This window comes from Pseudomonas lundensis, assembly GCF_001042985.1.
In the GTDB taxonomy this organism is placed as follows: Bacteria; Pseudomonadota; Gammaproteobacteria; order Pseudomonadales; family Pseudomonadaceae; genus Aquipseudomonas; species Aquipseudomonas lundensis.
This window is the reverse complement of record NZ_JYKY01000030.1, coordinates 1-21,828: the sequence shown is the minus strand read 5'-3', so window position 1 is coordinate 21,828 and position 21,828 is coordinate 1. Positions and strand designations below refer to the sequence as shown.

The following is a 21,828-nucleotide window of genomic DNA, read 5'->3' as shown; positions in this document are numbered from 1 at the left end:
CTGGAGAGTCTTTTTGTTCTGGCCCAGCAGAAGGTGTATTGGGCTGTATCGGCGGCAGGGCGCAGAGCTGAAACGCTTTTTTAAACGCCTCGATAAACGGTCAGAAGCCCTTTAAACAGTGAGGGAAAGGCCGCGCGCTCACGTTTTTTTTCACATCGGTTTCACCGATCCCCGACGTGCCTGTTCTTAGACTTCTGTTCAGTCGGCTGATGGCCTGTGCGTGCAAGGATCTGCCTTGTATCGAGGGCTTATCGGCCTGTTTCAGTTAATGAGTCCCACAGGGGTAGTGCTATTTTGACGCCAAGTCTTGGCCTTACCGACGTTAAAGGTTTCCCGCTGCGCCGTGTGTTCGCCCGTTACCGTAATGCCTGGGTGGTGCTGGCCGCCAGCGTGCTGACCATCGTGCTCACGGTGCAGTTGCTGGCGCCAGCGTCGGCGCCCAATCTGGCCCAGACGCGGCACCTTGACCGCGTGCAGGCGCTGACCCGGAGCTGGGCCCAGGGCGACGTGATTGCGCTGGTGCGTCATGTTGAGCGCTGCGACCGGTCCATTGCGCCGTGCCTGGGACCTGTCGATGGGGTAACCGTGCGCGCCACCGACACCGCCCGCCAACTGGGTGCCGACTTTCAGAAAATGGGTCTGCAAAACGTGGACATCTACAGCAGCCCGCTGACCCGAACCCGGCAGACGGCCGGTTTTATGTTCGAGCGGCCGGTGCAGGCTCAGGATTGGTTATTCAACTGCCGTAGCACCTTGTTGAGTGATGCCCTTAAGCACAAGGTGGCGGGGCGCAATCTGGTGCTGGTCACCCACAGCGAATGCATGGACCAATTGGAGCAGTCGCTGCACGTGGCCACTGACACCACCTTTGGTTACGGCGCATCGCTGTTTATTGAGGTTGGCGCTGCAAACGCGCCACCCAAGATGCTGGGCTACATCGAAACCGGCGACTGGGAGCGCATCCTGCCGAGGGTCGTGGCCGGGCTGCACCGCAGCCTTGAAACCTCCAGTTTCTAAGCGCTTCACGGCTCGCTCAATACACCCGGCGACCGGGGCGCACCGGACGAAACCCCTGGCGAGTCGTTACGCACCGGGCTGATGAGTTGGGTGTATTCCTCAATCATGCGGTGAATCGACTCGGGAGGATCGCACGCGCGAAATTCCATGCTGATGTGCATCTCATCGGTTTTGCGGGGGTGATGGTCGTTTTTGTCACCGCCAAAGGTGACGAAAAACTGCGCACAGTCCAGCTCACCGTTCTCCAGTGCGTGGCTGGCCTTTTGCTGCTCGGTGGCGTGCATGCGCACCGACAGATCCACCTTCATCGCTTCCAGCGCCAAACCGCGCGGTGCCACGAGCGTCACCAGCGGTACGCGCAGGGTGTGCTGTTCATCCAGCGCCACGTCGACCATTTTGGCTTTCATCGGGGTTCCCAGGTCGTCAATGTCGTAGTCGAAAAACTGGTCGAACAGTTTGATGTATTGCTGCGCCACCAGGTGTTGGGTGGCCGCAGCGGCTTGCTGCAAACCCCGGGTAATGCTGCTCAGGTCGCAGGCGGCCATGGGTTGCTTGCGTGGGTCGGGCAACGCCAGCGGCTCTTTGTGGCGATTGAAAAGCGCCATGTTTCACACTCCTTGGTGTGGGGGTAAGCGACCCCGTCGCCAGGGACGGGGCCACGTCCAGAGGGTTATGCCTGGGTGTGTGCAGCCGGTGCGCCCGGCGCGGGCAAGACCCCGGCGGTCGGCAGGGCATCCAGATGCTGCGCGGTCGCGTTTGGCATCACGATGGGCTTGGTGGCGGCCTCGGTGAGGAAGTCGATCACCCGCATCAGCGCTTCGGGCGGGCCCTGACGCACCACCCGGGTGCTGATGGCATACCGCGCACGGGTATCGGTCTTGCGGGTTTGCGACGACGTGTGACTGGCCGACCCCTTGATCGACACATTGAACGGCCCCCAGCCCATCGACGCGGCAAAGCTGCCTTCGCCGCTGGTTTGCTGGGTGCTTTCGGCTTGCTGACTGATGGTCAGCTCAAAATCGATGTTGCCTTCTTCAATGGTGATGTTCGGGTGACTGATCGCCGCCAGCAGCGGGATGCGCATGTGCTTGGTGACGGTTCCCTTGTAGACGCCCTGGTCGTCCACCAGCGTTTCGTCGTAGTCAAACTGCACCGAAACCGCTTTGCCTTCCTGAATGCACACGCCCATGAGGAAGTCGGCGTACGACTTGCTGGCCTGCACCTGCGCCTGAATCATGGCCTGCAACGGACCCGCAATCATGCGGTCCAGCGGCAGTGCGTTAATCACTGAGCCAATCAGGCCTGAATCGATGTGTGACATGGTCAATCTCCGTATTGAGGTGCGCGAGGGTGCGCAATGTCACTGTAGGGGCTCGCCCAGGAGCCGTTCAGCGGGAACCGATTACCGTGGAATCGGGGTTTCGAGGCGGCGGATATTGCCGATCTGGCGCAGGCTCAGGCCGTACTTGTCCGCCAGCCTGCTGCGCGACAACCCTTGGCAGGTTTCCTGCTGGATATGCTGATTGCGGATCTGGCGGCAGAAGTGATCAGCCTTGGGGATTTCCAGCGCCAGCCCGGCAAACCGCTTGATCAGTGCGCCCAGTGCCTCGGGCGGCAAGATCTGCGACAGCGAGGTGCGTTCGGCGTGTTTGGGGATGTACTTGGGCCTGCCGCCAAACTCGCAGGTCAGTCGGTAGGCATGTTCCAGCCCCACGCAGTCAATGAGCGCTTGCAGCGAGTGGGGCAGTTGGCGAATGTTGACCAGGTTGAGGTCGTTGACGTCCATTGTTCGGTCCTTGGAATCTTAAGTGTCCATTTGGATACTAAGGACGCGTGCCACCCCCTTATAAGTAGGAAATGCACCCCTTGCAGATAGGAATTATTACCAAGTGATATCAGGTTTCACCTGAGCGCTGCACGGCGATTTTCCCTATTGCACAGAGGAAGCGGCATGCCCGACCTGGGTGGCCGGGCGTCAGGTACAGGGCTTATTTGCCGTTGAGTATGCGATCCCAGTTCTGCTCGTCAGGCAACGGCTGTTCGCTCAATTCCCGGGCGACGTGGTTTTCGATATCGACTGCGCTGAGCGTCTTCTCATCCAGCCATGGCCAAGGGGCATCGGCGTCACGCAAGTCGAGCTGGTTATTCAGTTGCTGGCAGGCGAGGGCCAGCAGGTGCAGCAAATTCAATTGGCTGGCGAGGTAAGGTTTTTGCTCAATTGGGGTGCGGCTCAGAAAGGCGGTGACTTCGCTTGCTTCATTGCTCGACAGGTCGTTGCTGAGCACGCTCCACTCAATGACGCCGTGATCGGACGTGTTGCGGTTGGCCTGGGCAGGGTCGGCATACACCTCGACGGTGAGCGTCACTGTTTTCTGCTTTTCAAGCTGCTTGATCAAGTAGTCGGCAATGGGGGATTTGCGCAAAAACGCCGTGGCGGTGTTAAAGGCCCACTGGGCGTCGTAGTCGCTGAGGGTTTTGCTGGTAACGGAAAGGGTCATGGCAGGCTCCTTGACGGGTTGAAAACAGCGTCAGTGGAGCGTAGTCAATTCGCCGCGAAGGGCCATGCCAAGTCAGGTTCTATTGCGCTGGATCATCTTCGCGGCCTACGAGGCGCAGGCCGCACAGCGGTACAGGCATGAGGGGTTGTCATCGTGGTGCGAGGCTGTGCCATGGGACGCAGCCTCGCGCTGCTCGTCAGCGATTACAACGCGTCAGCGTGATGGCTTAGAACCAAGGCTTGCGGCCAACCACGTAGGTCTGCTCGAAGTCTTCGTCGGTCTTGGTCAGGTAGATGATGAATTCGATGAAGGCGATCAGGCCGATGATCATCGAAGGCACGCCCAGCAAGATGAAGCCGAACAGGAACACCAACAGCATGATGATGCCTTGGGCGTTGTAGCCCAGGTAAAACTTGTGCGCGCCAAATGCACCCAGGAAAAACGCCAGCAGGGCCGCCGGGATTTTTTTCGAGTTACCGGAGGCTGCCGGGCCGTCCAGGAAGATGGCTTCGGCGTTGCTGGCATTGGCGGAAAAATCCACACGGCTGCCTGCCTTTGGCAGTACTGCGCTTTTCCATTGATCGACGCTGAACGCGTAACGGTTGCCGTCATCCGCCGAGATGGTGCCGGTGCGACTTGCCGAGTTGAACTCAAGAACCTTGCCTTTCATGTACTGCTCCTTGTGTTCCCCTCATTAAACGAGGGGTAGATAGATGAGTTGCTGCTAAGTCTGTTCCGGGCAAACGGCGCTCTTAAACGCGGACAGGTTTAAGGCCAATTGGCGACCGCACACGCGTCGGTCAGAGCCAATTAATGCCGAATGTTTCAAAAAGGGCGGCAATTGGAGCATGTGCAGTAGTGGCATTTCAATAGTACTGTTCATAAGCGTTCACATTGAGGTGAGCTGGCGTAGAATTCCGCGCTTAGTGTGTCTCTCCTCCATGTGTACCAAGGGATGTCCATGATCTGGTTTCTTGAAGGGCAATCCAGCCAGCGCGACGTGATTGCGGGCGCCCGTGCGGCATTGCCTGAACGTATACAAATTGTGGCCTCGCATCGCCAGAGCCGCCCCGAAATCACCGGGCTGGCGGATTTGGCCCTACGCGAACCGCAGGACAATGAAGCGCGCATCGCCTGGGTCATCGACACCGCACGCGCCCATGGCGTCAAGGTCGTGCTGGCGGGTCGGGTCGGGCACGTTTATGAAGCGCATCGGGCTGATTTTGAGCGGGCCGGGCTGGTGCTGGTCACGGGCGCACTGAGCCTCGACACCTTTGAGCGGGTTGACGACAAGTCGGTGTTCACCCGCGAGGCATCGGCGGCCGGACTGGCCTGTATCCCTGCAATCACCGTACACACCCAAGCCGAACTGGAAAGCGCCTACGCCCAGTTGTCCCGTGATGGGCAGGTGTGTGTGAAACCCACGCGCGGTATTTATGGCCAAGGGTTCTGGCGTGTGTCGGAAGACGTCGACCCGTTTCGCAGCTTCGCCAACGCTGATTCCCACGAGGTGAATCTGAATGTCTTCGCGCAGGCGTATGGCCAGTCCGAGCAGCCCAAGCCACTGCTGGTGATGCCCTATATGCCGGGCAGTGAGTGCTCGGTGGACATGGTGTGCGAAGCGGGCAAGGCCGTGGCGTTCGTCGGGCGGCGCAAACAGGGCTTGATGCAAACGTTCGAGCGCGACAGCGATGCCGTGGAACTGGCCCTCCGGGCAGCTGAGCATTTTGGCTGCGATGGCATCGTCAATGTGCAAACCCGTGATGACGCCAGCGGCCAGCCGCATTTGCTGGAGATTAATCTGCGTTATTCAGGTGGTATCGGTTACACACGAGAAACCGGCGTCAACCTGCCGGGAATTTTCGCCACCCGACGTCTGAATCTGCCGCAACCATTGGGCGCATGGCGTGACGATGTGCAGGTCAAGGCCATTACGGTGGCCGTTTCGGTTCGTGGGGAAGAGCTGTTAAGGTGAGCGCCTCTCATTAAGCGTACTGGCACAGGGGAATCAAGGAAGATGAAATTGATGCCGGGAGGCAACGCGCCTCTGCAGTCGGTGCGTTGTGAATTTAACCTGGTTTGCGCGCGGGCCGGGGCGCTGGGCGATTACGCCGGGCTGGCCTTGCTGGCGCTGGATAGCCAGCGTCAACTGGTGACTGAACCTGCGCTGTTGCATCAGCCCCAGCCCTGGGTGCAATGGCACGACACCTGTGGCCTGGCCAAGTTTGCCCTGGCGCTGGATCAACTGCCCGCCACCTGCGAACGCGTGCTGCTGGTGTTGTATGTGTACGGGGCGCTGGGGCCGCTGCGTGAGCTGGGTTCATTTGAGCTAAACGTTGAAGACCAGATCGAGCATGGTCTGTCGCTGGCTGACTACGGCGACAGTGCGATGGTGATTGCCGAGGTGTACCGTCGCCAGGACCAATGGAAGCTTCGTGCATTGGTTGAAGCATCGGCTTACGGTTTGAGTGCATTTGTCCGACACCTGGGCAGCAGTCTGGATGATCGTCACCCGCAACGGGTCAGCACCGATGCCCCTGCCACTGACGCGCGACAAAGCGCGACTGGCACCGGGTTTGCGGTCAGTGCGCAGCATATTCTGACGTGCGCCCACGTGATTGAAGGTTTGAACCATTTGTCCATCGCCTCGTTCGAGGGCCGCTTTCAGGCAGAAGCCGTGGTGGTGGATCGCACGAATGATCTGGCGCTGCTGCGGGTCAGTGGTGCGCCGCCTTTGAGCCCGGTGACGTTTCGTGACGGCATTGGCTGCGAGCTGGGCGAAAGCGTCGTCACGTTGGGCTTTCCGTTGGCCGGGCTGGCGGGTGGCGGGGTGCAAGTCTCCCAAGGTGTGGTATCGGGGCTGTTCGGTCTGCGCGATGATGCCAGCCTGATGCAGTTCACTGCACCGATACAGCCGGGCTCCAGTGGCAGCCCGGTGTTTGACCCGTACGGTCTGGTGGGCGGGTTGGTCACGTCCAGCATGGCAGATGCGCAGAACATGAATTTTGCCGTGAAGGCGGCGCTGGTGCTGGCGTTTCTTGAGGCCGCCCGCGTGCCCGCTCAGCGCGGGCGCAGTGAACGCGCGTTGAGCACGCCCGAGCTGGTTCGGGCGGCGCAGTCGGGTTTATGGCGGATTGACGCCAGCCATCTCCAGTAACGATTTCGTGCTTGTCATAACCCGTTGACTCGCGAATCGTCTCTCACTTTTTTTGTATTTCCAGGTAATCAATTTTAATGAATAGCGGTAACCCCCTGACCGGCTCCAAGGTTTTGCACGCAAACCTTAAGCGTGGTCGTCTCCAGGTTGAGGTCAATGCATCGACCTTTGACCCGGAGGCACTTTTCAGTTTCGCTGAACGTCGTAATCCCAAGCGCGCTTTTTTGTTTGTTTCCCGTGTGCTCGGTCGCCATATACCGGCGCGTCCTTCGTTGATGGCTGACAGTTTCAACGCCCTTGCGGCAAAAATTCCTGCGGACTTGCCCGGCCCAGTGCTGGTGATCGGTATGGCTGAAACCGCCGTCGGCCTTGGCGCCGGTGTGCACAGAGCCTTGAGCCAGACTCGCGATGACACCGTGTACCTGGTCAGCACCCGTCACCCGACCGGCAGCCAATTGTTTGCCCGCTTTGAAGAAGAGCACAGCCACGCCAGTTCGCATTTGCTGCACCTGCCCGCTGATGCGGTCACCCGTGAGCGGATGATGGCGGCGCGCTCGCTGGTGCTGGTGGATGACGAAGCCTCCACTGGCAATACCTTTATTAACCTGTCCAAAGCCTTGGTGGATGCCGGGCTTACGCGCATTGAGCGTCTGGTGACCGCCACCCTGACAGACTGGTCGCAAGACGCCGTGCGTCACGCGATGGGCGATCAAGTGACCAGTGTCTCGTTGCTCGACGGTCGCTACACGTTCCACGAAGATCCCACCGCTGATTTGCCGGACATGCCTGAAGTGGGCAGTGTTGCCCAAGGTGACTGGACGCTGGACCCGCGTCGCGACTGGGGCCGCATGGGGGTGAGCGAACACCGCGATACGCTGGCGCCCGACCTGCACGTCACACCCGGCGAGCGCATTTTGGTCGTGGGCACCAGCGAGTTTGTGTGGCGTCCCTTCTTGCTGGCCGAGCGCCTGGAAAAGGCGGGGGCTGATGTGCATTTCAGTTCCACCAGCCGTTCGCCGATTGCCCTGGGCCATGCCATTGACCATGCGCTGTGTTTTTCCGATAACTACGGGCTGGGCATTCCTAACTTTTTGTATAACGTCGCCCCCGGCCAGTTCGACCGGGTGCTGATTTGCAGCGAAACGCCGGCCGCGGCCGTCGACCCGGCGCTGGTCAGCGCGTTGAATGCGCAGGTGATCGTTGATGACAACTAATCGTCCGCTGGTGTTCGTCGATCTCGACGACACCCTGTTCCAGACCGCCCGCAAAATGGGCGATGAACCCCGTTTTACCGCCACGCTCGATGTTGACGGGCAGCCTAACGGCTTTATGAACGCCACCCAAAAGAGCTTTGTTGAGTGGCTGTTGGCCACCTCTGATGTGGTGCCGGTGACGGCGCGCAGCATCGAAGCCTATCAGCGGGTGCAGTTGCCGTTTGCCCATGGCGCGGTGTGCGCCCACGGAGGCGTGATCCTTGCCGCCGATGGGTCGCTGGACGCCGCCTGGCATGCACGCATGGGCGACTTGCTGGCGCAGGAACAAACCCGTTTGCACCAACTGAGCGAGCACACCCTGGCCATTGGCGCCGAACTGGGTTTTTCGCTGCGCGGCTGGGTGGTGGAGGAACAGGGGCTGGCCCATTACGTCGTCACCAAACACAACAACGAAACCGACGACGCGCTGCTGACCGTGCTGGCCGAGGTCAAGGCGCGGGGTTTGCTGGACGGTTTGTATGTGCATGGCAATGGCAACAATCTGGCGTTTCTGCCGCTGGCGCTGCAAAAGCGCGAAGCCGTGCGCGAATGGATTCGTCGCGATCAGGCGGTCAATGGCAAGCGGCCGATGCTGGGTTTTGGCGACAGTGTGTCGGACCTGGGGTTTATGGCCGAATGCGACTGGTGGGGCACGCCCCGTCGTGGGCAACTGGCCAGCCATGTGATGGCGAGTGTTGACCATGCGTGACGCGTTTGACGGTTTAACCACGGTAGGCAGTGGCAGCTATGCCCCGGATGACGTGCATTTCCTGTTGCGGGCGATGGACATCGACGTCACCGACGTAGAGGAAAAAGAGCGTCTGATTCAGACCCAACAGCGCCACTATTCGGAAATGATCAGTCAGGAACACCCGCCGTCTGACACTCACAAAAGCCTTTACCTGCAAGCGCTGGCGCAAAATGGCGCACGCATGGCCGCCGATGTTCAGGCATTGGCCCTGGCCCTGAATGAGCGGTATCAGGGTTCCTCGATTGCGCTGGTGTCGTTTGTGCGCGCCGGGTTGCCGTTGGGCGTACTGCTGCGTCGGGCGCTGGTTGAAATGGGGCGCGACGCGCGGCACTACGGCATCAGCATCATTCGTGACCGTGGCATCGACAGCGTGGCACTTGAAGCTATCATCAAGACCCACGGCGCCGAGAACATCGTGTTCGTGGACGGCTGGACCGGTAAAGGGGCGATCAGCGGTCAGATTCGCGACAGCCTGGCGGGGGATGCGCGTTTCCCGTCCGAGCCGCGTCTCGTGGTATTGGCCGACCCATGTGGTCGGGCGTGGTTGTCGGCATCGGCCGAAGACTGGTTGATTCCCTCGGGCATCCTGGGGGCCACCGTGTCGGGGCTGGTTTCGCGCTCCATCTGGCCAACTGATCCGGGCCTGCACGGGTGCGTGGTGTATGGGCATTTGGCCGAGCACGACGTGACGCAGGCATTTATCCACAGCATCGAACGCGAGCGCGCGCTATTGGCGCCACAGGCACCGGCGCTGCCGTGGACCTGCGAGCAGGCACATGCGTTGCAACACTCAGCCGTGGCTGCGGTCGAACGTATCTCGACGCGGTTCGGGGTGACCAACCCTAATCGCGTCAAACCGGGCATTGCCGAAGCCACGCGCGCGGTGATGCGCCGCGTGCCGGACCACGTGCTGGTACGCAGCCGCGACGATCAGGATGTGCAATTGCTGATGCACCTGACCCGTCAGGCCAATATTGACGTCGAAGAGGCGGGCGATGAGCTGGGGCCTTATCGGGCCGTGACCGTGATCAGGAGTGTTCGTTGATGATCAGACATTCCGCTTATGCCTTGGGCGCCACGCTGTATATGCCCGCCACCCGTGCGGACATTCTGGATGTGGTGTTTGGCGAGAAGATTCAAGGGTTGCGCTCATTGGTGGTGTGCCTGGAAGACGCTGTCGCCGAGACCGACGTGCAGCAGGCGCTGTCCAATCTCAAGCATCTGTTATTGGGGATAGAAGCCCGGGGCGGACGACCGTCCGGCGGGCCGATTCTGTTTGTTCGCCCGCGGGATGCGGAAATGGCGGCGGTGCTCAACGAGTGGTCGTTGATGCGTCACGTCGATGGTTTTGTGGTGCCCAAATTGCGCCTGAGCAACATTCGTCAATGGCAACAGGCCGTTACCCGTCACGAACTGATGCTGATGCCGACGCTTGAAACCCCGGAGGTGTTTGATCCGGGGGCCATGGTGGAGCTGCGTGACGCCATGCTGGAACAGTTGCCGGGACGTATCATCGCCCTGCGCATTGGCGGCAATGACCTGATGGGCTGCCTGGGCTTGCGGCGCAGCCCGGCCCTGACGCTTTACAGTACGCCCATGAGTTACGTGATCCCGATGTTGTGCGGGGTGATGGGCGCGGCGGGTTTTGCGCTGACGGCGCCGGTGTTTGAACAGCTCAATACACCGCATCTGCTGGAGCAGGAGCTGGCATTGGACATTGCGCACGGGCTTGTGGGTAAAACCGCGATACACCCGTCGCAAATCACGGTTATCCACAAGGCGTTGCAAGTCACCCTTGAAGATTTGAACAGCGCACGCCAAATACTGAGTGAGTCGGCGCCCGCGGTGTTCAAGTTCAACGACGCCATGTGCGAGCCGGCAACACATTACAAATGGGCGCAAACCGTTATCGAACGCGCTCATTGGCAAGGGGTTCGCACAGAGTGCGGTAACCCTTCCGACACTTTTGGAGGCAGCCTGAGATTGGCTGAATGGGTAGGTTGAACAACGTTTTAAATAAACCGGTTACAAATAAACAGGTGCTGTCGGCGTTCGACTTCGACGGCACGCTGACCTATCATGACAGTTTTGTACCGTTTTTACGCTTTGCGTTCGGCAATCGGCTGTTTGCCATGCGTCTGTTCCGGATGATTCCAGCGACGCTCAGCTACTTGCTGGGGCAGATTTCCCGCAACGACCTGAAGGAAAAGCTCATCACGGTCTATCTGACAGGTGCCAAAGTCGCGTGGGTTGAAGAGCGTGCTGAAGCATTTTGTGACGTTTCGTGGCAGCGGTTAATGCGGCCTTTGGGCTTAACATCTGTCGCCCATCAACGAGAGCAGCAGGCGCTCGTGACCATTTGCTCGGCATCGCCTGAATTGGTACTCAAACCGTTCGCCAAAAAACTGGGTATCGGCTTGATCGGCACTCAACTGGAGGCGGTAAACGGCGTGCTGACCGGTGAAATCAGCGGCACTAACTGCCGGTGTGAACAAAAAGTCATCCGTCTGGAGGCGCAATACGGGCCTTTGGACCAATACACATTGCGCGCCTGGGGTGACACCCGGGGCGATGAACAAATGCTCGGCGCCGCTCAAGAGCCCCACTGGCGTGAATTTCATGCGCTGTGGCGCCGCAAGCGGCCGCTTGACGTGTGCTTGCGTGAAGAACTGTAAGCACTGCTCGTCATATACAGGCGTTAGATTAGGTTAAACAGCACGTTGTGCATCGATGCAGACAAGGAGACGCTTCATGGCCATTTCGCTGTCCAAGAACCAAACCATTTCCCTCGAAAAAGAAGCCGGAACCGGTCTCAAGAAAATCCGCATGGGCCTAGGCTGGGACCCGGTCAAACCCAGCGGTTTTTTTGCCAAGCTACTGAACAGTGACAGCGCCATCGACCTGGATGCGTCGTGCATCGTGCTCGACAGCGACAAGCAATCGCTGGACCTGGTGTGGTTTCGTGAACTCAAGTCCAAGGATGGCTCCATCGTCCACTCGGGCGACAACCGCACTGGCGAGGGGGACGGCGACGACGAGTCGATTCAGGTCAACCTTGAGAAATTACCCGCCAACGTCAAGCACCTGGTGTTTACCGTGAACTCGTTCACCGGGCAGAACTTTGAAGCGGTCGAGAACGCTTACTGCCGTATCGTCGATGAAGTCAGCGGCAAAGAACTGGCGCGTTTTGTTTTATCGGAAAAAGGCCGTCACACCGGCCTGGTCATGGCGAACCTGAGCCGCACCTCTGCAGGTTGGGACTTCACCACCCTCGGCACCGTGGCCAATGGCCGTACTGCACAGGATCTGGTTAACGATGCCGCTCGGGCGGTGCGCGCATGAGCACATTGACGCCGGGTGCCAACACCTCCGTTTCCGCGGGCGTGCAAACCGTCACCATCACCTACACCCCGGTTGCGGGCGCTGACCTGGACGTTTCGGCGTTCTTGCTCACCGATACTGGCAAGGTGCGTGGCGACAACGACATGTGTTTCTTCGGCCAGCAAAGCGTCAACAACGGCGCGGTCAAACTGGTCGAATCAGCGGCGGGGCGCACGGTCTTCAGTTTGAACCTGGAGGCGATCGATCAGGCCGTCGAGAAGGTCGCCCTGACGGCCACCATTTACGAGAACAAGGCCAAATTCGCGGCGTTCCCGGTTTTGAACGTGTCGGTCAGTGGCGGAATCGAAGCTCCGATCCCGACCCAGGGCATGCAAGAAACCGCCTTGATCCTGGGTGAGTTTTATCGTCGCCAGGGCGCGTGGAAGTTCCGTTGCGTGGCACAGGGCTTTGCGGGCGGGCTTGCCCCTCTGGCTCAGCACTTCGGGGTGGACATCGCGGCGCCTGCTCCGTCAGCCGCTCCGACCCCCGCACCTGCGCCCGTTGCCGCCCCTGCAGCCCCGGCCCCTGCGTCGAAAGTGAACTTGTCGAAAATCACCCTCGACAAACAGCGCCCGTCGATCAGCCTTGAAAAGAAAGACGGCGACTTCGGCGAGATCAAAATCAACCTGAACTGGAACCGCAGCTCTCAAAACAGTGGCGGCGGCGGTTTCTTTGCCTCGTTGCGCGGCAAGTCGGGCGGTATCGACCTTGACGTCGGTTGTCTCTATGAAATGGAAAACGGCAGCAAAGGCGCGGTACAGGCCTTGGGCAATGCCTTTGGCGATTTCCGTGACGCACCGTTTATCCAACTGATGGGCGATGACCGCACAGGTTCGGTCAGTGATGGCGAATGGCTGCGCATCAACGGTAAGGAATGGCGCCAGATCCGCCGCGTGCTGGTGTACGCATTCATTTACGAAGGCGCACCTAACTGGCAGGCGACGGATGGCGTCATCACCTTGTATATCCCCGGCGAAGCCCCGATTGAGGTGCGTTTGAGTGAAGAGGGTGGCAGCAAAGGCATGTGCGCCATCGCTTTGCTCGAAAACGTGGGTGGTAGCGTGCGGGTCAACCGCAAGGTGGAATTTTTCAAAGGGCATTCAGACATGGACAAAGCCTTTGGCTGGGGCATGCGCTGGGCTGCCGGATCCAAATGAGCGTTCTGTGAATGGCCGCCTGCCGGAGCAGGCGGCGCTCCCTCAATTTCTGACAAGGTAACTCCCATGCTCGAATGGCTGAAAACCAACGCGACGGCTGCCCGCGACAAACTCTCGGCAGAAGTCAGCAAGTTCAAGAACCGTGAATTCATGGAAGCCGTTGTTTCCGGGTGCGCGCTGGTGGCCGCTTCCGATGGCGACATCAGCAGCAGTGAAAAGCAAAAGATGGTCGGCTTTATCCAGAACTCGAATGAGCTGAAGGCATTTGACGTGAAAGACGTCATCAAGTCCTTCAACGCCGTGTGCGAAAAATTCGAATTCGATCAACAGATCGGCCGTGCCGAAGCACTGAAGTCGATCGGTCAATTACGTAAAAAAGAAGATGCCGCGCGTCTGCTGGTGCGCGTGTGCTGCGCCATCGGCAGTGCTGACGGCAACTTCGATGAAAGTGAGCGGGCTGCTTGCCGCACCATCTGCAATGAGCTGGGGCTGAACCCTGGCGATTTTGATCTCTGAGGACATCATGGAAAACACGGCAATTGGCTTTCCGCCAACGACCATCGCGGTATTTGTGGCTTTGGCGGTCATTGCTCTGGCAATCGACCTGTTCACGCACAAAAGCGATAAACCGGTCACGCTGACCAATGCGGCCGTCTGGTCGATCTTTTGGGTGCTGATCTCCCTCGCGTTTGCGGGTTACTTGTACTACGCCCACGGCCCGAGCGTGGCCAGCCTGTTCGTGACCGGTTACGCGCTCGAAAAAGTGCTCAGCGTCGACAACCTCTTTGTGTTCATGGCGATTTTTGCCTGGTTCAAAATACCGGACGCGCTGCGCCACCGTGTTTTGTACTGGGGGATCATCGGGGCCATCGTTTTCCGTCTCATCTTCGTGGCTATCGGTACGGGCTTGCTGGCGTTCGGCCCATGGGTCGAAGTGCTGTTCGCCGTGGTCGTGGCCTGGACGGCGATCATGATGCTGCGTGGGAGCGAAGACGACGAAGACGAGGATTATTCCCAGCACATTGCTTACCGGTTTGCGAAAAAACTCTTCCCGGTTTGGCCGAAGCTGCACGGGCATAATTTCTTTGTTTCACGCACAGAGCTTGAAAAAGAGATCACGAAGCCGCAGAACAAGGGAATGACCCTGGTGGGCAAGGGTGCTTTGTTCGCAACACCGTTGTTTTTGTGTGTTGTGGTGGTTGAGGTGTCGGACATCTTGTTCGCCTTCGACTCCGTACCGGCAGTGATCGCCGTGAGCCGCGAACCGTTGATCGTGTACTCGGCCATGATGTTTGCGATTCTGGGCCTGCGGACCATGTACTTCGTACTCGAAGCCCTGAAGCGCTACCTCGTTCACCTGGAAAAATCGGTTATCGCGCTGTTGTTCTTTATTGCCGGCAAGCTGGCCCTGAACGCCACCGATCACCTGTTTGGCCATGGCATCAGCATCGATCCGAACACCAGCTTGATCGTTGTATTGGTGGTATTGGCCATAGGTATCGTGGCCAGCGTCATCTTTCCCGGTAAAGATGAAGAGCAATCTGACGTCAAAAACGACACGAACGCTTGATCGCATATTTATTAAGGAGAATCACTCATGGCACTTTCCCTCACTAAAGGCGGCAACCTGTCGTTGACCAAGGAAGCCCCTGGGATGACCAAAGTCCTCGTTGGACTGGGTTGGGATGCCCGTTCTACGGATGGTACGGAGTTTGACCTGGATGCCAGCGCCTTCCTGCTCAAGGCTGACGGCAAAGTACGCGCCGATTCTGACTTCATTTTTTACAACCAGCTTAAAAGTGTTGATGGCTCGGTAGAGCACACCGGCGACAACCGTACCGGCGAAGGTGACGGAGATGACGAGGCGATCAAGGTCGACCTGTCAAAAATACCGGCTGATATCCACAAGATCGCTTTTACGGTCACCATCCACGAAGCTGAAGCCCGGCGTCAAAGCTTCGGTCAGGTGCGCAATGCGTTTATCCGCATTGTGAATCAGGACACCAACGTCGAGGTGGGACGTTATGACTTGGATGAAGACGCCAGCACCGAAACAGCGGTGATTTTTGGTGAGCTGTATCGCCACGGCGCCGAGTGGAAATTCCGTGCGGTAGGCCAAGGTTTTAACGGTGGCCTCAAGCCTCTCGCTGAAAGTTTCGGTCTGAAATTTTAATCGTCACCCCACCAACTCTCTCTATAAGGGTTCACGAACATGGCAGTAAGTCTGAGTAAAGGCGGCAACGTTTCCCTGACTAAAGAAGCCCCCGGTCTGACCGAAGTGGTTGTAGGTCTGGGTTGGGATCCACGTGTAACGGATGGTACGGAGTTTGACCTCGACGCCTCGGTATTCATCCTTGGTGAGAATGGCAAAGTGCTGAATGACGGCAGCTTTGTGTTTTACAACAACAAGACGTCGCCGGACGGCAACGTTGTGCACCAGGGTGACAACCGTTCGGGCGCGGGCGATGGCGATGACGAACAGGTCAACGTGAACTTGGCCGGCTTTGCACCGGAAACCAAGAAGCTGGTGTTCGCCGTCACCATTCACGACGCCGATGCACGCAAGCAGAGTTTTGGTCAGGTTTCGAACGCGTATATCCGCGTTCTGAGCAAAGCGGACGGTAAAGAAATTGCGCGCTACGACCTGAGTGAAGATGCATCGACCGAAACCGCGATGAATTTCGGCGAGCTGTATCACCATAATGGCGAGTGGAAGTTCAAGGCCATTGGCCAAGGTTATGCGGGTGGCCTGGCGGCCCTGGCCTCAAGTTATGGCGTTAACTTGGGCTAAAGCGTTGCGTTAATTAAAAGGCTCTTTCCGGAAACGGGAAGGGCCTTTTTTATGCGGTCGCGAGGAGGGTGTCATCGATTTCGGATGTAGGCGTATTGCACGCTCAAACGCAGCCTTTTCAACATCCCTCATTTGCGCAACTTTTCGTACTGCAAACCGGCTGTTTTTTACCGGCCCCGAATTCGTCGAGTCTTAATAACCAGGGCCTGCAGCCTGTTGCGCCATTAATTGCAGAGGAGTGAGCCAATAGTTGCGCAATCGAAGGCATCAAGTGTCTGTTTATATGATTTTTTAGTTGCGCTCAGCGTTCAAACCCCCGATGCATAAGGGGTTCAGCTGTTCTGGCACAAGTCTTGGATTACAGGGGCACCTGCAAACAGTATTCGCAGGTTTACCCTATGGATTCCAAGGAGAGAGTTATGGCTACGCCAGCGTATATGTCCGTCACCGGTGAAAAACAGGGGTTGATCACCAATGAAGCCTTCACGGCAGATTCAGTAGGGAACTCCTATCAGGAAGGGCATGAAAACCAGGTCATGGTCCAGGCGTTCAGTCACCAGGTCATCATTCCACGTGATCCTCAATCGGGTCAGCCAACCGGGCAGCGCGTTCACAAGCCTGTGTGCGTTACTAAGGTTTTCGACAAGGCTTCTCCATTGCTGTGGGCGGCACTGACATCAGGTGAGCGCATGAGCGAGGTTGTCATCCAGTGGTACAGAACGTCTGCCAATGGCACTCAGGAGCATTACTACACCACCAAGCTTGAAGACGCGATCATCGTTGAGATCAATGGGTACATGCATAACTGTCAGGACCCGGAAAATGCTCATTTCACGCACCTGGAGGACGTGCATTTCACGTATCGCAAAATCACCTGGACGCACGAAGTGTGCGGCACTTCGGGTTCGGATGACTGGCGCTCGCCGAATGTCTAAAGCTGGGGCTTCGCTCTAGCCTGTTATCGGCCCTTACGAGGGCCGATAACTGCTTCAAAAATGGATGCATGCTTTCATACCAGCGATTTAATCAGCACCCTGAGACTTGTCTTCTCAATCCCTCCCTTTTGCGCTGAGCCCCCTCTCGGTCAATCCCCCTCGATAACCTGTTGAATTGGCATAAAAAGAAGCCGATCCACTACGTTGCAGGTATCCTGCCTGCCGCGCCTCAATGGCTCTGTGTTTCGCAAGATTCTCAGCAGCCTCGATTGTTTTATCGAATTTTTCAGCGTTACAGGTTGCGATAACGTCGCAGTCGGCCATTGTGTATTAGGCTTACCGGCACGCAGTGCCCCAAGTCGTCCTCTGGATCGCTGAAGGGGACGCGACTTGATGTCCGCAAGGATCCTCTCGTCGAGGCTTGGCATTCGACAAGATGGTGTGGGACGGATGCTCACCGAATGTGTAGGAATTAAACATGCTTAAGCGTAAAGGGATCATTTTGGCTGGCGGATCTGGCACCCGCCTTCATCCGGCGACATTGGCTATTTCAAAGCAGCTATTGCCGGTTTATGACAAGCCGATGATCTATTACCCGCTCACCACACTGATGTTGGCCGGGATTCGCGATATTTTGATCATCTCGACGCCGCAAGATACTCCGCGTTTCTCTCAATTGCTGGGCGATGGTAGCCGTTGGGGCCTGAACATAGCGTATGCCGTGCAAGACTCACCCGACGGCCTCGCACAAGCGTTCATCATCGGTCAGGACTTTATTGGTAATGACCCATGCGCACTGGTGTTGGGCGACAACATCTATCACGGTCACCAATTCAACGAACTGCTGCACAGCGCCATGCAGCGTGAGACAGGCGCTAGCGTGTTCGCTTACCACGTGAAAGACCCGGAACGCTATGGCGTGGTGGAGTTCGACAATCAGGGCAAAGCCATCAGCCTTGAAGAAAAACCGCTCAAGCCCAAGTCCAACTATGCCGTGACGGGCCTGTATTTCTACGACCAGCAAGTGGTGGACATCGCCAAGAGCATCAAGCCTTCAGCCCGTGGTGAACTGGAAATTACCGATGTTAATCGCATCTACATGGAGCGGGGCGAAATGTCGGTTGAGATCATGGGGCGCGGTTATGCCTGGCTCGACACCGGCACGCACCAGTCACTGCTCGAAGCGAGTCTTTTCATTGCCACGCTGGAACACCGCCAGGGCCTGAAAGTCGCCTGTCCTGAAGAAGTGGCGTTTCGACAAAAGTGGATCAGTGCCGAGCAACTGGAAGCGCTCGCTGAGCCGCTGTGCAAAAACGATTACGGTCATTACCTGAAACGCCTTCTGCTAGAGAAGATCTATTGATGAAAACCACCCCGCTAGACATACCCGACGTCGTGCGATTCGAACCCAAGGTCTTTGGGGATGATCGCGGGTTTTTCTTTGAAAGCTTCAACCACCGCCAGTTTGAAGACGCCATCGGGCGTTCGGTGCAATTTGTTCAAGACAACCACTCCCGCTCCGTGAAAGGCGTTCTGCGCGGCCTGCATTATCAGCTTCACCGCGCCCAGGGCAAATTGGTGCGTGTGGTGCACGGAGAAGTATTCGACGTGGCCGTGGATATCCGGCGCAGCTCGCCGACGTTCGGCAAATGGGTAGGCTCGTACCTTTCCGCTGAAAACAAGCACCAGTTGTGGGTGCCAGAAGGGTTTGCCCATGGTTTTGTCGTGCTGTCCGACAGCGCAGAGTTCCTCTACAAAACCACAGACTATTACGCGCCGGAACACGAGCGTTGCATCAGCTGGAATGATCCTGCAATCGGCATCGACTGGCCTCTAAAGGGCGAGCCCGCATTGTCCGGTAAAGACCGTCAGGGCAAGTGCCTGGCGGACGCAGACGTTTTCTAGGATCGCGCCAAGGTTTAACCGCGGTCAGCCGCCGGTGGCGAGCTGGGAGACGATTGTTTAACCAAGTCCCCCGGCTTCCACGTCTGATCAAAAAACGCCTGTGGCGGGCCGTACACACGCACGATGACCAGAAAACCTAGGCTTAGAAAACTATGCAGGGTGAGCGCGTGCCAGATGTCTTAGGCGCAGGCTGCGGTGACAAAGTATTTGTTCAAATCGAACCTGGCAATCGCCACATTCTCTAACGATTGTCCCGACAGTGCTCGCTTGGCTTTGTTCTCTGCCTTGCGCTGGCGGCTGGCCAGGTGGTGGGCTCACGCAGGCATGAGAGCTACTTCTGACACCGTTGCGGTGTTCCAAACATTGGCACCAGCACGCTTGGGATACCAAAAGGAGCGGAACTCAAATGGCCTCTCTTGAAGCCAGTAGCCCCGAAGCCCTTGATTTTTCTGGATTTCAGGCACAAAAAAAGACGTCCGTGGACGTCTTTAGATGTTGAGTTGGTGGCCGGGGGGATTTGAACCCGCAGCCAAGCAAGCAATTACGTGCCCTCCAGCGAAGAGGCTGGCATAAGGCTGTCATTACATCCCGAGCAGCAGTTTGGTCTTGCGTACGCTCAGCCAATTTTCCGAGAAGTTATCTCGAAGGTTACTGGTTGTATGGGCGCTAATGTGCTTGTTCATGGCCTCCAGAGACACTAGTCGATCCAGCCATTTGCTGTGATGGCAGTAGCGGACTGCGGCCATATCCGGGCTATTCAGGAACCACGTCGTCTTAGGATCAAGCGACCGGGCGTAAATTATCAAGTCGCGCTCACCCGGATCGAGCAACACGTTAGGGTTGTCCAGTGCGAACTGAGCCCTTGCCTCATTCGTGATATTTTCGATGTGATGGAATGAGCCACGAAGAGGTGCCAATTGAATCGTCTGAGCTGGGCTTCTGTTCTGAAAGCCCGTTTGAGTTTCTTCCACGACAGTCTCAACCGTCGCAAGCCTGAAATAGCTCGCTAACGTGTTCCAGCAAGTGACCCTGTGAGCCTCTAGGATCACATTGGTATCGACAAGTACGATTTGATCCTTCTCGAACATCGTTATCCTCAAAGGTCGTACGGAGTCGGCAGATTATGATTCTCGAAGAGCTTCGCAAGCTCATCTACGGTCACGCCCAGAAGCGAGGCTCCTCTGCGCACCGAGACATAACCCTCGTCAATGCCCCAGCCCAGGGCCGCCATAAATCGCTTACCGTACTTGGCTGGTGGCTTGGTGCGCTGAGCCTCACCAAGGTTTCGAATAAATTCTTCGCTAACAATGGCACTCTTATTGAGCTTGCCCATGTTAACCAACCGCCATTGAAGAGCAACCGCACTAACTCCAAGAATCTGCGCATTTGAGGTAAGCCAGGTTGCGAGTTCTGAACCTTTTTTTAGCTCAGACTTCTCAATTAGCCTCTCAATTAGACTGCCCGGCATGAGCAAGCCTGCCGCAAAATTGTCAGCGAGCTGCTCTACTCGTTTCGATTTCTTATCAGTTGGAGTTTCAATATCCAGCCTAGGAGGCGGCATTGTGTCCCAAGTTATTAGGTGAAAAAGCTCGTGGGCCATATCGTAATTGCGCCGAGCCAGAGTTTCATTCCGGTTGATCACAATTGCGTTCAGCTGGTTCAGCCGGCATGCTGCCCCGGAGATGCCTTGCTCGGTGTCAACTTCAAGTACAAGAGTGTCAAGCTTTTCCTCGAGCGCATCAGCTAGCCTCTGAGATGGAATATTACCAAGCTCAAGAGCCTTTCCCATAGCCTCGCCTTCGGCGACAGCCTCTTCGAAGGTAGATTGGTGATTCAGCGCCACTCGCCGAGTTGACGAGTTAATCACCTCTCCTTTCAGCTTCGATAGGTGGCGATAGGCCGCTATCCACCGGCCTGCTCGCAGCTCGAAATCATCCAGCAGTTCGGGCTTAGTGCCGTTTTGCCGCCAAGAGAAATGGCCTTCCCCTGCTAGTTCAAAAGGATCGGTAAAGTAGTCTAGGGAAACGCCAAACACTTCCGCTGCTCGAACCATTTCCTCGGAGCTGAGTTTGCGCTCTCCGGTCTCGATCTGAGACAGAGTCTGGCGATCCTTGAAGCCAAGTGCTTCGGCGAGAGCCTCTTGCGTCAGGCCGTGCTTGCGACGCAGATGCTGTAGGCGGAAGGTAATATTTGGGGTGGTCATGGCTCCTCCATTCGGTTGCGGAGCATAGTCATCAGTATTGGTCCATGCAAGGAAATCTTGCAATATATGCTTTTGCAAGATTTTATGGGTTTACACTTCGGGTGGTTCCCACATTGCTTCTGCCCTGTTCCCAGCGTCTAGATCGGCCGTCGGCATCCAACGGCCGTACACTCTGGCAATCATCGTCCAGTCGCTATGCCCCATCTGCTTGGCCACCCACATTGGATGCTCCCCAGAAGACAGCATCATCGAGGCGTAGGTGTGGCGCGTTTGGTAGGGGCGTCTGTACCGAACCCTGGCCTTCTTCATCGCATGCACCCACATGGTTTTTCGAATCGGCTGATCACCGGCCCATCGCTCGCCAGTCCGAGGGTTCTGGAACACCTCATTACCTGCGTGGAAAGTGTGAGCCTTTTGCGCGGTCAGCGCGGCAAGGGCGGGCATCAACAGTTTGATGCTGCGTTTCCCCGCCACGGTCTTGGTCACTTCAGCCTTTCCTCCTGCCGCTTGGGTCATTGCCCGGGACACATAAGCCTCTCCCTTCAGCCAGTCGATATCCCCCCAGTCCAGCGCCACGAGTTCGCTTGTGCGCATTCCGGTCCAGAGTGCGAACTGCACTAGGTTGCGAGCCTGCCCATCAATAGAAGCCAGGATGAACTGGTCAAGTAATCCCGGACACCATTTACGGTGCTTATGCCGCTTTTTGCTCCATGGCTATTGGCGACAGGTAGTTGTTGTAGCTGTGGAGCCTGGTGCGGTTGTAGTACATGAAGAATCGCA

24 protein-coding genes and 1 pseudogene are annotated in these 21,828 nt (G+C 57.4%); 17 read left to right on the top strand and 8 right to left on the bottom strand.

Annotation, left to right across the window (positions count from 1 at the left end; translation table 11 throughout):
- The first annotated feature begins 294 nt into the window (after positions 1 to 294).
- Positions 295 to 1,017, top strand: a complete 723-nt coding sequence (pmrG, locus tag TU74_RS19590; protein ID WP_048377403.1) for a lipopolysaccharide core heptose(II)-phosphate phosphatase PmrG — start codon at positions 295 to 297, stop codon at positions 1,015 to 1,017.
- A 5-nt stretch (positions 1,018 to 1,022) separates the two neighbouring features.
- Here the strand turns inward: pmrG and TU74_RS19585 are convergent, their stop codons facing one another.
- The 5 genes from TU74_RS19585 to TU74_RS19565 all read right to left on the bottom strand — a co-directional run bounded on the left by TU74_RS19585 (position 1,023) and on the right by TU74_RS19565 (position 4,185).
- Positions 1,023 to 1,622 (bottom strand): DUF2589 domain-containing protein, encoded by a 600-nt coding sequence (locus TU74_RS19585; RefSeq protein WP_048377402.1) that lies wholly within the window; start codon positions 1,620 to 1,622, stop codon positions 1,023 to 1,025.
- 65 nt (positions 1,623 to 1,687) lie between these two features.
- Complete coding sequence (locus tag TU74_RS19580; RefSeq protein ID WP_047277624.1) at positions 1,688 to 2,338, bottom strand: DUF2589 domain-containing protein; 651 nt, start codon at positions 2,336 to 2,338, stop codon at positions 1,688 to 1,690.
- A gap of 81 nt (positions 2,339 to 2,419) precedes the next feature.
- Complete coding sequence (locus TU74_RS19575) at positions 2,420 to 2,803, bottom strand: transcriptional regulator (RefSeq protein WP_048377401.1); 384 nt, start codon at positions 2,801 to 2,803, stop codon at positions 2,420 to 2,422.
- A 202-nt stretch (positions 2,804 to 3,005) separates the two neighbouring features.
- Positions 3,006 to 3,515 (bottom strand): hypothetical protein, encoded by a 510-nt coding sequence (locus TU74_RS19570; protein WP_047277620.1) that lies wholly within the window; start codon positions 3,513 to 3,515, stop codon positions 3,006 to 3,008.
- A 226-nt stretch (positions 3,516 to 3,741) separates the two neighbouring features.
- Positions 3,742 to 4,185, bottom strand: coding sequence for a TM2 domain-containing protein (locus tag TU74_RS19565; RefSeq protein WP_047278526.1), 444 nt, complete (start codon positions 4,183 to 4,185; stop codon positions 3,742 to 3,744).
- A gap of 291 nt (positions 4,186 to 4,476) precedes the next feature.
- Here TU74_RS19565 and TU74_RS19560 point away from each other — a divergent pair, with 291 nt between their 5' ends.
- From TU74_RS19560 to rfbC, 16 genes are all read left to right on the top strand, one after another.
- The gene (locus TU74_RS19560; protein WP_047277615.1) at positions 4,477 to 5,490 is read left to right on the top strand and encodes an ATP-grasp domain-containing protein; all 1,014 of its coding nucleotides are present in this window, start codon (positions 4,477 to 4,479) and stop codon (positions 5,488 to 5,490) included.
- Positions 5,491 to 5,532: 42 nt separating this feature from the next.
- Positions 5,533 to 6,672 (top strand): trypsin-like peptidase domain-containing protein, encoded by a 1,140-nt coding sequence (locus TU74_RS19555; protein WP_048377400.1) that lies wholly within the window; start codon positions 5,533 to 5,535, stop codon positions 6,670 to 6,672.
- A gap of 77 nt (positions 6,673 to 6,749) precedes the next feature.
- Positions 6,750 to 7,886 (top strand): phosphoribosyltransferase domain-containing protein, encoded by a 1,137-nt coding sequence (locus TU74_RS19550; RefSeq protein ID WP_047281264.1) that lies wholly within the window; start codon positions 6,750 to 6,752, stop codon positions 7,884 to 7,886.
- A complete protein-coding gene (locus TU74_RS19545) occupies positions 7,876 to 8,634 on the top strand; it encodes an HAD family hydrolase (RefSeq protein WP_048377399.1) in 759 nt (252 codons plus the stop codon). The genes TU74_RS19550 and TU74_RS19545 overlap by 11 nt, the downstream gene beginning before the upstream one ends.
- A complete protein-coding gene (locus TU74_RS19540; protein WP_047277608.1) occupies positions 8,627 to 9,721 on the top strand; it encodes a cysteine protease StiP family protein in 1,095 nt (364 codons plus the stop codon). The genes TU74_RS19545 and TU74_RS19540 overlap by 8 nt, the downstream gene beginning before the upstream one ends.
- Positions 9,721 to 10,680, top strand: a complete 960-nt coding sequence (locus TU74_RS19535) for an HpcH/HpaI aldolase/citrate lyase family protein (RefSeq protein ID WP_048377398.1) — start codon at positions 9,721 to 9,723, stop codon at positions 10,678 to 10,680. Before TU74_RS19540 ends, TU74_RS19535 begins: the two co-directional genes overlap by 1 nt.
- A complete protein-coding gene (locus tag TU74_RS19530; protein ID WP_047277605.1) occupies positions 10,677 to 11,351 on the top strand; it encodes an HAD family hydrolase in 675 nt (224 codons plus the stop codon). The genes TU74_RS19535 and TU74_RS19530 overlap by 4 nt, the downstream gene beginning before the upstream one ends.
- 76 nt (positions 11,352 to 11,427) lie before the next feature.
- Positions 11,428 to 12,018 (top strand): TerD family protein, encoded by a 591-nt coding sequence (locus TU74_RS19525; RefSeq protein WP_047277603.1) that lies wholly within the window; start codon positions 11,428 to 11,430, stop codon positions 12,016 to 12,018.
- On the top strand, positions 12,015 to 13,214 hold the full coding sequence (locus tag TU74_RS19520; protein WP_048377397.1) for a TerD family protein: 1,200 nt from the start codon (positions 12,015 to 12,017) through the stop codon (positions 13,212 to 13,214). The genes TU74_RS19525 and TU74_RS19520 overlap by 4 nt, the downstream gene beginning before the upstream one ends.
- A 66-nt stretch (positions 13,215 to 13,280) precedes the next feature.
- On the top strand, positions 13,281 to 13,730 hold the full coding sequence (locus TU74_RS19515) for a tellurite resistance TerB family protein (protein WP_047277599.1): 450 nt from the start codon (positions 13,281 to 13,283) through the stop codon (positions 13,728 to 13,730).
- Between the two features lie 7 nt (positions 13,731 to 13,737).
- Positions 13,738 to 14,784 (top strand): TerC/Alx family metal homeostasis membrane protein, encoded by a 1,047-nt coding sequence (locus tag TU74_RS19510; RefSeq protein WP_047277597.1) that lies wholly within the window; start codon positions 13,738 to 13,740, stop codon positions 14,782 to 14,784.
- A 27-nt stretch (positions 14,785 to 14,811) separates the two neighbouring features.
- Positions 14,812 to 15,387: a TerD family protein gene (locus TU74_RS19505; protein ID WP_048377396.1), complete on the top strand. Its 576-nt coding sequence runs from the start codon at positions 14,812 to 14,814 to the stop codon at positions 15,385 to 15,387.
- A 39-nt stretch (positions 15,388 to 15,426) separates the two neighbouring features.
- Positions 15,427 to 16,005: a TerD family protein gene (locus tag TU74_RS19500; protein ID WP_047277593.1), complete on the top strand. Its 579-nt coding sequence runs from the start codon at positions 15,427 to 15,429 to the stop codon at positions 16,003 to 16,005.
- A 419-nt stretch (positions 16,006 to 16,424) separates the two neighbouring features.
- The gene (locus TU74_RS19495) at positions 16,425 to 16,940 is read left to right on the top strand and encodes an Hcp family type VI secretion system effector (RefSeq protein WP_047277591.1); all 516 of its coding nucleotides are present in this window, start codon (positions 16,425 to 16,427) and stop codon (positions 16,938 to 16,940) included.
- 478 nt (positions 16,941 to 17,418) lie between these two features.
- The gene (gene rfbA / locus TU74_RS19490; RefSeq protein ID WP_047277589.1) at positions 17,419 to 18,303 is read left to right on the top strand and encodes a glucose-1-phosphate thymidylyltransferase RfbA; all 885 of its coding nucleotides are present in this window, start codon (positions 17,419 to 17,421) and stop codon (positions 18,301 to 18,303) included.
- On the top strand, positions 18,303 to 18,845 hold the full coding sequence (gene rfbC / locus TU74_RS19485; RefSeq protein ID WP_047277588.1) for a dTDP-4-dehydrorhamnose 3,5-epimerase: 543 nt from the start codon (positions 18,303 to 18,305) through the stop codon (positions 18,843 to 18,845). The genes rfbA and rfbC overlap by 1 nt, the downstream gene beginning before the upstream one ends.
- A 581-nt stretch (positions 18,846 to 19,426) precedes the next feature.
- Here rfbC and TU74_RS19480 read toward each other — a convergent pair.
- The 3 genes and pseudogenes from TU74_RS19480 to TU74_RS19470 all read right to left on the bottom strand — a co-directional run.
- The gene (locus TU74_RS19480) at positions 19,427 to 19,933 is read right to left on the bottom strand and encodes a hypothetical protein (protein ID WP_048377395.1); all 507 of its coding nucleotides are present in this window, start codon (positions 19,931 to 19,933) and stop codon (positions 19,427 to 19,429) included.
- Between the two features lie 8 nt (positions 19,934 to 19,941).
- Positions 19,942 to 21,048 carry a helix-turn-helix domain-containing protein gene (locus TU74_RS19475; protein ID WP_048377394.1) on the bottom strand — a complete coding sequence of 369 codons (1,107 nt, stop codon included), beginning with the start codon at positions 21,046 to 21,048 and terminating at the stop codon, positions 19,942 to 19,944.
- Positions 21,049 to 21,138: 90 nt separating this feature from the next.
- Positions 21,139 to 21,702, bottom strand: a pseudogene (locus tag TU74_RS19470) (site-specific integrase); the annotation flags it as partial.
- Between the last annotated feature and the right edge of the window lie 126 nt (positions 21,703 to 21,828).

Excerpts from the sequence above, each read along its gene's own strand:
- TU74_RS19585 (WP_048377402.1), bottom strand. The coding sequence starts at position 1,622 with ATGGCGCTTTTCAATCGCCACAAAGAGCCGCTGGCGTTGCCCGACCCA.
- TU74_RS19580 (WP_047277624.1), bottom strand. The coding sequence starts at position 2,338 with ATGTCACACATCGATTCAGGCCTGATTGGCTCAGTGATTAACGCACTG.
- TU74_RS19575 (WP_048377401.1), bottom strand. The coding sequence starts at position 2,803 with ATGGACGTCAACGACCTCAACCTGGTCAACATTCGCCAACTGCCCCAC.
- TU74_RS19570 (WP_047277620.1), bottom strand. The coding sequence starts at position 3,515 with ATGACCCTTTCCGTTACCAGCAAAACCCTCAGCGACTACGACGCCCAG.
- TU74_RS19565 (WP_047278526.1), bottom strand. The coding sequence starts at position 4,185 with ATGAAAGGCAAGGTTCTTGAGTTCAACTCGGCAAGTCGCACCGGCACC.
- TU74_RS19560 (WP_047277615.1), top strand. The coding sequence starts at position 4,477 with ATGATCTGGTTTCTTGAAGGGCAATCCAGCCAGCGCGACGTGATTGCG.
- TU74_RS19555 (WP_048377400.1), top strand. The coding sequence starts at position 5,533 with ATGAAATTGATGCCGGGAGGCAACGCGCCTCTGCAGTCGGTGCGTTGT.
- TU74_RS19550 (WP_047281264.1), top strand. The coding sequence starts at position 6,750 with ATGAATAGCGGTAACCCCCTGACCGGCTCCAAGGTTTTGCACGCAAAC.
- TU74_RS19545 (WP_048377399.1), top strand. The coding sequence starts at position 7,876 with ATGACAACTAATCGTCCGCTGGTGTTCGTCGATCTCGACGACACCCTG.
- TU74_RS19540 (WP_047277608.1), top strand. The coding sequence starts at position 8,627 with ATGCGTGACGCGTTTGACGGTTTAACCACGGTAGGCAGTGGCAGCTAT.
- TU74_RS19535 (WP_048377398.1), top strand. The coding sequence starts at position 9,721 with ATGATCAGACATTCCGCTTATGCCTTGGGCGCCACGCTGTATATGCCC.
- TU74_RS19525 (WP_047277603.1), top strand. The coding sequence starts at position 11,428 with ATGGCCATTTCGCTGTCCAAGAACCAAACCATTTCCCTCGAAAAAGAA.
- TU74_RS19520 (WP_048377397.1), top strand. The coding sequence starts at position 12,015 with ATGAGCACATTGACGCCGGGTGCCAACACCTCCGTTTCCGCGGGCGTG.
- TU74_RS19515 (WP_047277599.1), top strand. The coding sequence starts at position 13,281 with ATGCTCGAATGGCTGAAAACCAACGCGACGGCTGCCCGCGACAAACTC.
- TU74_RS19510 (WP_047277597.1), top strand. The coding sequence starts at position 13,738 with ATGGAAAACACGGCAATTGGCTTTCCGCCAACGACCATCGCGGTATTT.
- TU74_RS19505 (WP_048377396.1), top strand. The coding sequence starts at position 14,812 with ATGGCACTTTCCCTCACTAAAGGCGGCAACCTGTCGTTGACCAAGGAA.
- TU74_RS19500 (WP_047277593.1), top strand. The coding sequence starts at position 15,427 with ATGGCAGTAAGTCTGAGTAAAGGCGGCAACGTTTCCCTGACTAAAGAA.
- TU74_RS19495 (WP_047277591.1), top strand. The coding sequence starts at position 16,425 with ATGGCTACGCCAGCGTATATGTCCGTCACCGGTGAAAAACAGGGGTTG.
- rfbA (WP_047277589.1), top strand. The coding sequence starts at position 17,419 with ATGCTTAAGCGTAAAGGGATCATTTTGGCTGGCGGATCTGGCACCCGC.
- rfbC (WP_047277588.1), top strand. The coding sequence starts at position 18,303 with ATGAAAACCACCCCGCTAGACATACCCGACGTCGTGCGATTCGAACCC.
- TU74_RS19480 (WP_048377395.1), bottom strand. The coding sequence starts at position 19,933 with ATGTTCGAGAAGGATCAAATCGTACTTGTCGATACCAATGTGATCCTA.
- TU74_RS19475 (WP_048377394.1), bottom strand. The coding sequence starts at position 21,048 with ATGACCACCCCAAATATTACCTTCCGCCTACAGCATCTGCGTCGCAAG.